The organism is Candidatus Methylomirabilota bacterium, assembly GCA_028870115.1.
In the GTDB taxonomy this organism is placed as follows: domain Bacteria; phylum Methylomirabilota; class Methylomirabilia; order Methylomirabilales; family Methylomirabilaceae; genus Methylomirabilis.
Map to the genome: position 1 here is coordinate 1 of JAGWQH010000017.1, position 1,304 is coordinate 1,304.

3 protein-coding genes are annotated in these 1,304 nt (G+C 59.9%); 2 read left to right on the forward strand and 1 reads right to left on the reverse strand.

All coding sequences use genetic code 11. From position 1 onward, the window contains the following. The coding region (locus KGL31_01285; GenBank protein ID MDE2320543.1) for a type VI secretion system ATPase TssH at nt 1–646 on the reverse strand (646 nt) is incomplete at its 3' end. Nucleotides 647–845: 199 nt separating this feature from the next. Between KGL31_01285 and KGL31_01290 the strand changes: the two genes are divergently transcribed. Together KGL31_01290 and KGL31_01295 are read left to right on the forward strand one after the other, a co-directional pair. Beyond that, nucleotides 846–1,001, forward strand: a complete 156-nt coding sequence (locus KGL31_01290) for a hypothetical protein (GenBank protein MDE2320544.1) — start codon at nt 846–848, stop codon at nt 999–1,001. 10 nt (nt 1,002–1,011) lie between these two features. Next, the coding region (locus tag KGL31_01295; GenBank protein ID MDE2320545.1) for a hypothetical protein at nt 1,012–1,304 on the forward strand (293 nt) is incomplete at its 3' end.

A 1,304-nucleotide genomic window follows, 5' to 3' on the forward strand; every position in this document is an offset into this window, starting at 1 on the left:
CCACCCCCGGCTCGCCGATCAGGACCGGGTTGTTCTTGGTCCGGCGCGCCAGGACCTGGACCACCCGGCGGATCTCATCGTCCCGACCGATGACCGGGTCCAACTTCCCCTTTCTGGCCAGATCGGTCAGATCGCGGGCGTACCGTTCCAGCGCCTGGTACTTCTCCTCCGGGGCCTGGTCGGTCACGCGCTGACTACCGCGGACCTCCTGCAAGGCCGCGTAGATTCTGTCCTTTGTAATCCCAGCTTCGCGAAAGACCTTCCCGACACCGCCGCCGCCCGCGTCGGAGATCGCCAGGAGCAGATGCTCGGTGCTGACATACTCGTCCTTGAGGCGTTCCGCCTCGGACAGCGCCGCACTCAGCACCTTTTCAAGGCGCGGCGTGATGTGGACCTGGCCTTGTGGCAAGCCGGAGACTCTGGGAAGTCGCCCAAGCTCCTCTGTGAGTCGTGAGGCAACCTGGCCTGGGTTGGCCCCCATCTTTCTCAGGATCGGCTGGACCACTCCTTCCGCCTGGCCGACCAGCGCCAGCAACAGGTGCTCAACGTCAATCGCCTGATGCTCCCGTTCCTCGGCCAGCTTTTGGGCCTGCTGGATCGCCTCCTGCGCCTTAAACGTGAACTTATCAAATCGCATAAAGGCCATAGGTCCTCCTTCGCCAAAGATCCTCAGTCCCCCTAATCATAGGCATGGCATTTCCAGTTGTCAACGCGACCTGATCGTCGGCCTTGACGGATTGTAGACAGCAGTGTTATAGAAGGGCAATGCCTGAGAGAGCAATCGTAACTCACTTTGGTCCGCGGACACGCTCACGAGCCCGATTCCGATTCATCGAAGAAGTCAGATGGCGACTACAGAGAACAAAGAGAACAAAAGGAAAGAGGCCCGCTTCTGCCCCTACTGCGGCATGAGCTCATTCGAACTGTCCGGTGAGGAAGAGAAGTCAGTGTACTGTGAGTATTGCGGGATCGATGTGGAGGTGCAAGAACTGATCCCGTGAAGCTCGCCGTATGGCGTACCTATCTAGTGCGGCGTGGCCTCTGATCGATAGCCCTGCAGCAAGTTCCCCCGCCCGCCAACCAACTAAGGATGGCATATCTTCCATAAGGCGGCCAAATACCGCCTTTTCACGCGTCTACACCCTCGCCCTGTACGCCCTTCTCATCGCGCTTGCCGCCAAGGGCCAAGGGTACCTGGGCGTCTCAGACTCTGCTGAACCGATCGGGTCCCTCCTCCGTCTGGCTTTGAGTCTGTCGGCGATTGATCTCAATTTCGCCATGCAAGGAGGCACCCTCGGCGGCGG

Bases quoted from the DNA above. Each gene is read 5' to 3' on its own strand.
- KGL31_01290 (MDE2320544.1), top strand. From the start codon at position 846: ATGGCGACTACAGAGAACAAAGAGAACAAAAGGAAAGAGGCCCGCTTC.